The organism is Paenarthrobacter sp. NPDC089714, from assembly GCF_044748905.1.
Classification (GTDB): domain Bacteria; phylum Actinomycetota; class Actinomycetes; order Actinomycetales; family Micrococcaceae; genus Arthrobacter.
This window is the reverse complement of the sequence record NZ_JBIVGX010000033.1, coordinates 1-8,150: the sequence shown is the minus strand read 5'-3', so window position 1 is coordinate 8,150 and position 8,150 is coordinate 1. Positions and strand designations below refer to the sequence as shown.

11 protein-coding genes are annotated in these 8,150 nt (G+C 63.1%); 4 read left to right on the top strand and 7 right to left on the bottom strand.

Annotation, left to right across the window (positions count from 1 at the left end; translation table 11 throughout):
- Positions 1-683 precede the first annotated feature (683 nt).
- The 3 genes from rpsN to rpmB are packed head-to-tail and all read right to left on the bottom strand — an operon-like array spanning position 684 to position 1,397.
- Positions 684-989: a 30S ribosomal protein S14 gene (rpsN, locus tag ACIPY3_RS23040; protein ID WP_021474711.1), complete on the bottom strand. Its 306-nt coding sequence runs from the start codon at positions 987-989 to the stop codon at positions 684-686.
- A 4-nt stretch (positions 990-993) separates the two neighbouring features.
- Positions 994-1,161 carry a 50S ribosomal protein L33 gene (gene rpmG, locus ACIPY3_RS23035; RefSeq protein WP_003798558.1) on the bottom strand — a complete coding sequence of 56 codons (168 nt, stop codon included), beginning with the start codon at positions 1,159-1,161 and terminating at the stop codon, positions 994-996.
- Positions 1,161-1,397 carry a 50S ribosomal protein L28 gene (gene rpmB, locus ACIPY3_RS23030; protein WP_387435675.1) on the bottom strand — a complete coding sequence of 79 codons (237 nt, stop codon included), beginning with the start codon at positions 1,395-1,397 and terminating at the stop codon, positions 1,161-1,163. The genes rpmG and rpmB overlap by 1 nt, the downstream gene beginning before the upstream one ends.
- Positions 1,398-1,781: 384 nt before the next feature.
- Between rpmB and ACIPY3_RS23025 the strand changes: the two genes are divergently transcribed.
- The 3 genes from ACIPY3_RS23025 to ACIPY3_RS23015 are packed head-to-tail and all read left to right on the top strand — an operon-like array spanning position 1,782 to position 4,508.
- Entirely contained in the window at positions 1,782-3,254 is a 1,473-nt protein-coding gene (locus ACIPY3_RS23025) for a ferric reductase-like transmembrane domain-containing protein (RefSeq protein WP_400337864.1), read from the top strand.
- A complete protein-coding gene (locus ACIPY3_RS23020; RefSeq protein ID WP_400337862.1) occupies positions 3,251-3,724 on the top strand; it encodes an FMN-binding protein in 474 nt (157 codons plus the stop codon). Before ACIPY3_RS23025 ends, ACIPY3_RS23020 begins: the two co-directional genes overlap by 4 nt.
- Complete coding sequence (locus ACIPY3_RS23015; RefSeq protein ID WP_400337860.1) at positions 3,708-4,508, top strand: FAD:protein FMN transferase; 801 nt, start codon at positions 3,708-3,710, stop codon at positions 4,506-4,508. The genes ACIPY3_RS23020 and ACIPY3_RS23015 overlap by 17 nt, the downstream gene beginning before the upstream one ends.
- A gap of 5 nt (positions 4,509-4,513) precedes the next feature.
- On the opposite strand, the gene ACIPY3_RS23010 is transcribed toward ACIPY3_RS23015, so the two are convergent.
- Both ACIPY3_RS23010 and ACIPY3_RS23005 read right to left on the bottom strand, forming a co-directional pair.
- A complete protein-coding gene (locus tag ACIPY3_RS23010) occupies positions 4,514-5,278 on the bottom strand; it encodes an SGNH/GDSL hydrolase family protein (RefSeq protein WP_400337858.1) in 765 nt (254 codons plus the stop codon).
- A 41-nt stretch (positions 5,279-5,319) separates the two neighbouring features.
- Positions 5,320-5,805, bottom strand: coding sequence for a MarR family winged helix-turn-helix transcriptional regulator (locus tag ACIPY3_RS23005; protein ID WP_400337856.1), 486 nt, complete (start codon positions 5,803-5,805; stop codon positions 5,320-5,322).
- Positions 5,806-5,870: 65 nt separating this feature from the next.
- Between ACIPY3_RS23005 and ACIPY3_RS23000 the strand changes: the two genes are divergently transcribed.
- Entirely contained in the window at positions 5,871-6,158 is a 288-nt protein-coding gene (locus ACIPY3_RS23000; RefSeq protein WP_400337854.1) for a YciI family protein, read from the top strand.
- On the opposite strand, the gene ACIPY3_RS22995 is transcribed toward ACIPY3_RS23000, so the two are convergent.
- Together ACIPY3_RS22995 and ACIPY3_RS22990 are read right to left on the bottom strand one after the other, a co-directional pair.
- On the bottom strand, positions 6,134-6,955 hold the full coding sequence (locus ACIPY3_RS22995) for an SGNH/GDSL hydrolase family protein (RefSeq protein WP_400337852.1): 822 nt from the start codon (positions 6,953-6,955) through the stop codon (positions 6,134-6,136). The genes ACIPY3_RS23000 and ACIPY3_RS22995 overlap by 25 nt on opposite strands.
- Entirely contained in the window at positions 6,952-7,782 is an 831-nt protein-coding gene (locus tag ACIPY3_RS22990) for an SGNH/GDSL hydrolase family protein (protein WP_400337849.1), read from the bottom strand. The genes ACIPY3_RS22995 and ACIPY3_RS22990 overlap by 4 nt, the downstream gene beginning before the upstream one ends.
- Positions 7,783-8,150 lie beyond the last annotated feature (368 nt).

Below are 8,150 nucleotides of genomic sequence, written 5' to 3'. Positions count from 1 at the left end.
TATTGAGTTCTCAAACAACAGACACTAACCAGCACCACCAGCAACCACACAGGCCACCAGATCGCTCCGGAGCAACTTTTCAAACTTACCCGAACAACCGAAACTTCGCAAACCAGCGTTACCGCTATTCCCGAACCGATCATCGGCCCCACCCGATAACTGACACGCTCGAAAGCGCACCGTTTTTCAGGCCGTTATCAAAGGGGGTTTGCCACCCGCGGTACCCAGCTTCACGCTGTCTCCCTCGCGGCGACTCAGAAAACATTACACGCCAACCAGCCCCCACACAAATCCACCCCAACACCACCCAAAAACCCCGTGAATACATGGAAAACAAGACCAACAGCCCGTCAAACCACCGAAACAAGCCCAAGTGAAGCCCATCACAGCCCCACCAAGAAGGGAGCATCCGGCGGAAACGGCGGTTCGGTGAGCGAGCGTCCGGCGGAAACGGCGGTTCGGTGAGAGAGCATCCGGCAGAAACGGCGGTTCGGTGAGAGAGCGTCCGGAAGGGGCGGCGGCGATTGGGCGGGAAGGCAGGCACGCCACGGCACGTTAAGCACCAAGCCAACGGCGCGCTAAGCACCAAGCCAACGGACCGTTAAGCACCAAGCACCGGCCCGTTAAGCACCAAAAAGGCCGGCAACCATGACGGTTACCGGCCTCTTTAGAGAGCTAGGTGCTTACCAGGAAGACTTGGTGATACCCGGCAGCTCACCCTTGTGAGCCATGTCGCGGAAGCGAACGCGGGAGATACCGAACTTCTGGAAGGTGCCGCGGGGACGGCCGTCGATCTGGTCGCGGTTACGCAGACGGATCGGGGAGGCGTTGCGGGGCAGCTTCTGCAGGCCGAGGCGTGCAGCTTCGCGGGCTTCGTCAGACGCGTTGGGGTCAACCAGGGTCTTCTTCAGCTCGAGGCGCTTGGCAGCGTAGCGCTCTACGATGACCTTGCGCTGCTCGTTGCGAGCAATCTTGGACTTCTTAGCCATGTGTTTAGCGCTCCTCTCGGAATTCGACGTGCTGGCGAATCTTGGGGTCGTACTTCTTCAGGACCAGGCGGTCCGGGTCGTTACGACGGTTCTTGCGCGTAACGTAGGTGTAGCCCGTGCCCGCAGTGGACTTGAGCTTGATGATGGGACGTACGTCCTTGTCCTTTGCCATTAGAGCTTCACTCCTCGTGCCAGGATCTCGGCGACGACCGCGTCGATGCCTCGTGCGTCAATTACCTTGATGCCCTTGGCCGACAGCGTCAGGGTGACGTTGCGGCGCAGGGACGGAACCCAGTAACGCTTCTTCTGAATGTTCGGATCGAACCGGCGCTTGTTGCGGCGGTGCGAGTGCGAAATGCTGTGTCCAAAGCCCGGCTCGGCTCCGGTCACTTGGCAGTGTGCTGCCATGACTCTCCTCCAAAAAATTTGATGTAACGGCGTGCAGGATCTTCCTGCAGTACCGTGCGACAGGCAGCGTCCGCGTCCAGTCCACATCCATCCGCAATGACGCGGCAAGAGAAGGTTTCAGAACAGGGCAGTGGAAACCACTGCAGCAGATCCTGGGATACTGGGCGAATACAGGGATGCACGCAACTTGAGCCCCTAACTACCGGCCCACGGGATGCTGGTTCAAACCAACATGTACCGCCAACCGGAGCAATTGCACACGCTCCGCACTACCTAGCGCCTAACTATTCTACGGGTACGGCCAAATTAAGACCAATCAGGAATCATAAGCCCACTCAAGCCCTTTCACAGCAGATCGAAAGGATGCGCGGCGAGTCTTGATTCATGACATCGCTACTGACACCCCGGGCTGCTGCGGAAGAACCCGCGCAGGAACCCCCTTCGCCGGCCCCGCGGACCGCACCTGCCGCCGTCGAGCGCTTTAATCCACAGGCCCGACGACGGCTGGCGAGGAGGGATGTCCTGGGCGTCCTCGCGTGGTTGTCGCCGGTGGCGGCGGTGGCCTTGTGGCTCGCCGACGGCGGCGCGACGGGCTTCACCACCCTCGCCGGAGCAGCGACGAACCTGGGCATCGTGGCGGGTTTGGTGGGCATGGACCTGGTGCTGCTCATGCTCCTGCTGGCGGCGCGGATCCCGTTCATCGATAACACCATCGGGCACGACCGCGCACTCGAGGTCCATAAGAAGCTGGGCAAGCCGGCGTTGTACCTTCTGCTCGCCCACGGGCTCCTGATCGCGGTCGGCTACGGCATGGCCGAGGGGCTGGACCCCATCAGTGAATCAGTATCGCTCTGGGTCAACGTGCCGGACATGTGGCTGGCGTTTGTCTCCATGGCCTTGTTCATCGCCGTCGTGGTGACGTCCCTTGTGGCCGTCAGGCGAAAGTTCCCTTATGAGTTCTGGTACGCCATCCATCTGCTCACCTACGCAGCCGTGGCGACGGCGATCCCGCACCAGTTCAGCGTCGGCGGCCTTTTTGCCGAAGGCACGTGGCAGCGGTGGTACTGGATGGTCTTCTGCATCGCGACAGGCGTGGCCCTCGCGTCCTACCGCGTGGTCCAGCCCATCATCGCAACCTTCAGGCACCAGCTCACGGTCAGCCGCGTGGTCCGGGTGGCCCCGGATGTGTTCAGCATCGAGATGAGTGGATTGCATCTGGAGCGTTTGTCCGGTTCCGGTGGGAGGTTCTTCTTCTGGCGGTTCCTGGCCCCCGGGTATTGGTGGGAAGCCCACCCGTTCAGCCTGTCCGCCGAGCCTGTACCGGGAGCGCCGGGCCAAGCAGGGAAACTGCGCGTCACGGTCCGGAACCTCGGAGACGGTTCGGCCAAACTGGCCCGCCTCCGTCCCGGCACCAAAGTGGCCATCGAGGGACCATACGGAATGTTCAGCACAGCTGCCCGCGCCCGCAACCACGTGGTGATGATCGGCGCCGGAATTGGCATCACACCGTTGCGTTCCTTGCTCGAATCCACGCCGTTCCAGCCCGGCAAGGCCACTGTCCTGCTCCGGGGGCATGACGACTCCGAGCTCTTCCTGGGCCAGGAAATCATGGCCTTGTGCCAGGCCCGCGGCGTCACGCTCATCCACCTGACCGGTCCCCGATCGGCCGGCAACCACCGCTGGCTGCCGCAGTCGGCGGTCCAGTCGGGATTCAACCTCACGTCCTACGCGCCGGGAATCGCCAACGCCGATGTGTACGTCTGCGGCCCTGCAGCGTGGTCGGAAGCAGTGATCCGCGATGTCACAGCTGCCGGCGTTCCCGCAGAACAGCTCCACTACGAAAGGTTCGACTGGTGAGACTTCGAGCAGCAATGGCCACCGCGGTTGCTTCCGCAGGAATCCTCCTGGCGGGTTGGCAGTCCGGAGCGCACGTGGCCGACACCGGCACGGCTACCACCACGAGCCTCAGCAGCAGTGCCACGGCAGGCGGCACAGGCACGGCAGGCGGCACCGGCACCAGTTCCGGCAGCACCACCGGCGGAAGTACGACGGCGGCAACTTACGACGGCGCGGCGGTCCAGACCCGCTTCGGTACAGTCCAGGTCCAGGTGACCATCCAAGGCGGAAAGATCACCGAAGTCACCGCGCTCCAGCTGACCGACGCGGAAAGGAAGTCCGCCCAGATCAGCAGCCGGGCCGCTCCTGTGCTGCGTTCGGAAGTCCTCCAGGCGCAATCGGCCTCCGTTCAGACCGTGGGCGGCGCAACAGTAACCAGCGACGCCTACCTCACGTCCCTCCAGGCGGCCCTCGATGCAGCCCACTTCTGACGGACCACAGCTCCGCACCCGCACGTTCCGCAGCATGGGCACCGTGGTGAGCCTGACGGTGGCGAGCGGAAACTACGCCCAAACGGCCGTCGACGAACTCGAATCCGCCGTCGACGTCGTTGGCACCATCTTTGCCGAACTGGACCTGACGTTCAGCCTCTACCGCGGGGGTTCCGAAGCGAGCCGCCTGGCCAGGGGCGAGCTGACGCTGCCGTACGCTTCCGAGTCCATGCAGGCGAGTTATGCCGAGGCGGCGGAGTGGCGTTCAGCCACCGAAGGCGCCTTCACTGCGGAGCGATCCGACGGAATCCTGGACCTGTCCGGAATCGTCAAAGCCCAAGCCATGCGCGAAGCCGCCCTCACCCTGGCTGCCCTTGGCTTGCATGATTGGTGCCTCAATGCCGGCGGGGACGTCACCGTCAGCGGTTCGCCGGGAGCGGGGCAACCGTGGCTGGCCGGGATTGTTGATCCGATGGACCGGCAGGCAATGTTGGGCGCCTACCCCCTCGGACCGGGGAGCAAAGCCGGTTTGAGTGCCATGGCAACCTCCGGATCCGCCGAACGCGGGGACCACATCTGGGCCGTCGGGTCAGCGCGGCCCGAGTTCGCCCAGGTCACAGTGGCGGCAGAGGAGATCGTCACGGCCGACGTGCTGGCAACGGCAATCGTGGCCGGCGGCACGCGGATGCTGGATCTCGCCGTCGACAAGTGGGGCGTGGAGGTTTTGGCCGTCCGCAAAGAAAACACGCTGATGGCAACGCCCGGGTTCCGCAGCGCCGCCTAGGACGGCTACAGCGGCCGGACCAACTCCGGAAACTTGGGGTTCAGTCCATCCCCGGAGGACGTGCCCCGCACGCGGCGGACCACCCAGGGAACTGCGAACTCCCGCACCCACTTGGCGTTTTCCCGCACGGCCTCGGAGCGGCTCAGGAGGCGCTCCGGTGCCATCTCCGGAATCTCGATCACATGCTCGTGCTCCAAAACCTCCAGCACGCGCTTGGCCATGTTCAGGTGCCCGGCGGTGGACATGTGCATGCGGTCGGTGTCCCACATGCGCCAATCGTCGTATTCATCGAAGCGCCAGTAGTCCACCAACAAAGCCCCGTGGTGCTCTGCGATTTCGCGGACCAGTTCGTTGTAGATCGCAGTCCGGCCACGCATGGTGCTGAAGACCTTGGAACCCTGGGCGTCGAAACCGGTAAAGAGGACCACCGTTGCGCCCGTCGCGCTTAACTTGGCGATGCCCGCGTCGTAATCCTGCAGCAGCGAGTCAATATCGATCTTGGGCCGCAGGATGTCGTTCGCACCCGCGTACAGGGTCACCAGAGTGGGTTTGAGTTCGACGGCGGCATCCACCTGTTCGGCCATGATCTGCCGCAGTTTCCTGCCGCGGATGGCCAGGTTGGCGTAACCGAATCCTTCGTTGCTGCGTGCAAGCTGCCCGGCCACGATGTCAGCCCAACCGCGGACCCCGTTGGGGCGGGTGGCATCGGCGTCGCCGACACCCTCCGTGAACGAATCCCCCAAGGCAACATAGCGCGCAGAAAATTCCATGCCGCCAGTCTGCCACCCGCGCACTGTGGCCTACAAAGTCCCTAGGCCTGCGCGTCCCGGAGGATCCAGTGGTTGTTGTCCAGCCGCGCCACGATCTTCTCGCCGATGCGGGCCAAATCGGCAACGTCTTCCGTGCTGAGGGAGTCCATCATGAGCGTGCGCACCGACTCCACGTGGGCCGGCGCGAGCGACACAATGGTGTTCATGCCTGCCTCGGTCAGGTGGGCAACGGTGACGCGGGCATCGCGGGGGTGTGCTTGCCGCTCCACCCACCCACGTTTCTGGAGTTTGGTGACCACGTGCGACAAGCGTGAAAGGGATGCGCTGGTGCGGGCCGCCAGCTCGCTCATCGGCAGGAAACGTCCCTCGGTTTCGGACAGCATCGCGAGCACGTTGTAGTCGAACAGTGACAGTTTCCCGGCCGATTGAAGCTGCGTATCCAGTGCTGCGGGAAGCAAAGTATTGATGCTTAGCAGGGCCAACCAGGCACGGCGTTCGTCAGCGTTCAGCCAGCGGGGTTCAGTCATGGGTCCATCTTAGGAGAATCCCCGGTTTCATCAGTGTTTGACCGCCCAAACGGTAGGCTGGCCACATGTTCGTAGTCTCCCTGACCTACAAAGTTCCCGACGAAATCGTCGACTTCCACAGGCCGGGTCACATGGCCTGGCTTAAGGACGCGTTCGACGCCGGTGTGTTCCTTGCGTCCGGACGTCGTGTTCCGGCCATTGGCGGAGTCCTGCTCTCCAATGCGGACAAGCTCACCTTGGATGAGTCACTGTCCAAGGATCCCTTCTACAGCAACGGTGTAGCCGACTTCGAAATCATCGAGTTCACTGCCACCAGTGTCGCCGACGGCTACGAGAACCTGCTGGATTCCTGAGGCCTTGCTTTCGCTGTACCCAGTTTCTCCGGGAGCACCACTGGCATGAGTTCCGGCCACCGCGCGCCCAGGCGGTCGCCGCTGGACACTCCACGGACCCTGCGCGAAAGCCAGGGCCCGACGTCGCGCTTAAGCCAGGCAACGTCGTCGGCGATGTTTTTCGTAAACGTCCGCGACCGCGGCGGCGGGAAAGCCGGCGACGTCAGGTTGTGCGGCGCACCGAGGACTTCCAGCACTTTCTTGGCCATGTAGCAATGGCCGGGCCGGGACATGTGCAGGCGGTCGGGAGACCACATGCGCGGATCCTGGAACTTCTCGAAGCACCAATAGTCCACCAGCAGCGTCCCGTACGCGGCGGCGATGCGGCGGATGTGCCTGTTGTAGATGGCCGTGCGCAGCTTCAGCGGTTCGAGCAACGGTGAGAGCGGCACGTTGTACCCGGTGAAGAGCACCACCGTGGCGCCGCTGGCCTTGATGCGCCTTACTGCCTGTTCGTAGTCCTGCATGAGCCGGGCCAGGTTCAGGCGGGCCATCAGGAGATCGTTGCCGCCGGCGTAGAACGTGACCACTGTTGGCTGCATGGCCAGGGCCGGTTCGATTTGTTCATTGATGATCCGCTGGAGACGGCGGCCCCGAATGGCGAGGTTGGAGTAGCGGGTGGCAGGATCGTGGCGCGCGAGCTCTTCCGCCACCCTGTCCGCCCAACCGCGGCAATTGTTGGGCAAACGGAGATCGTTGTCCCCCACTCCTTCCGTGAAGGAATCGCCCAGGGCCACGAACCTTATGGGCTGCTTCACGTGTTGGCCTCTTCCATGAGTTTCTTGAGCCCACCCTTCCGGGGAACCTTGACGGGCTGCGGCCACCGCGGGCTCAGGGAATCCCCCAGCGTGACGCCACGCAGCTTGCGTCCGAACAGCGGCAGCACCCAGTCGTTGACCCAGCGGCGTTGCTTGCGTTCCCACTCGCGCAGGGTCATCCTGGAGGGCGGATCCCATTCCTTGGGCGAGATCTTATGGGGTATGTTCAGTTGGTCCAGGACCCGTGCTGCCAGGTACTTGTGACCGGCTTTGGACATGTGCAGCCGGTCCGCTGCCCACATGCGGGGATCGTGATAGGCGTCGAAGCACCAATAGTCCACCAGGACCGCGCCGTATTTCTCCGCGACATCGCGGACCCTCCGGTTGTACTGGGTGTTGCGCTTCTTGAACGGTTCCAGGACCGCGGACACTTTGACGTCGTAGCCGGTAAAGAGCACCAGGGTTGCACCGGTCCCGGCAAGCCTGGCGACGAAGAGTTCATAATCGTTCAGCAAAGCTTCCATGTCCGTGCCGAAATCCAGGATGTCGTTGCCACCCGCATACAGCGTGATGAGCGTGGGCTCCATGGCCAGCGCCGGTTCAAGCTGCTCATCGATGATCTTTCGGAGACGTTTGCTGCGCACGGCGAGGTTGGCGTACTCCCAGCCCCGCTCAGCCTTGGCCAACTTTTCGGCCACCCGGTCCGCCCAGCCGCGCACACCGTTGGGCAGCACGGCGCTCCGGTCGCCAACGCCCTCGGTGAACGAGTCCCCCAAGGCGACATACCGCCGTCGTACGTTCTCCCCAGCCGTGAAATCACCCCGCACGCCGCCGACGCTACCGGCCCCCGGTTAAGCCCCGGCCAACCCCACATGAACCAACGCTCTCTCACCGACCACCCTTAAACCCCAACGCTCCCTCACCGACCACCCCCTAAACCCCAACGCTCTCTCACCGAACACCCCTTAAACCCCAACGCTCTCTCACCGACCACCCCTTAAACCACAACGCTCCCTCACCGACCACCCCCTAAACCCCAACGCTCTCTCACCGACCACCCCTTAAACTCTCAACGCTCCCTCACCGACCGAGAGAGCGTTTGCGGTCGTCAAGTTTCTGAGACAGGTTCGTTGTTTGTTTTGGTTAGGCGGCCAGGGGTTGCCGGGCGCGGGTTTGGTAGTTGGTGTGTGCTTTG

Coding starts and splice junctions, on each gene's coding strand:
- rpmB (WP_387435675.1), bottom strand. CDS start 1,397: ATGGCAGCACACTGCCAAGTGACCGGAGCCGAGCCGGGCTTTGGACAC.
- ACIPY3_RS23000 (WP_400337854.1), top strand. CDS start 5,871: ATGTTCGTAGTCTCCCTGACCTACAAAGTTCCCGACGAAATCGTCGAC.
- ACIPY3_RS23015 (WP_400337860.1), top strand. CDS start 3,708: ATGCAGCCCACTTCTGACGGACCACAGCTCCGCACCCGCACGTTCCGC.
- ACIPY3_RS23025 (WP_400337864.1), top strand. CDS start 1,782: ATGACATCGCTACTGACACCCCGGGCTGCTGCGGAAGAACCCGCGCAG.
- rpsN (WP_021474711.1), bottom strand. CDS start 989: ATGGCTAAGAAGTCCAAGATTGCTCGCAACGAGCAGCGCAAGGTCATC.
- ACIPY3_RS23005 (WP_400337856.1), bottom strand. CDS start 5,805: ATGACTGAACCCCGCTGGCTGAACGCTGACGAACGCCGTGCCTGGTTG.
- rpmG (WP_003798558.1), bottom strand. CDS start 1,161: ATGGCAAAGGACAAGGACGTACGTCCCATCATCAAGCTCAAGTCCACT.
- ACIPY3_RS23010 (WP_400337858.1), bottom strand. CDS start 5,278: ATGGAATTTTCTGCGCGCTATGTTGCCTTGGGGGATTCGTTCACGGAG.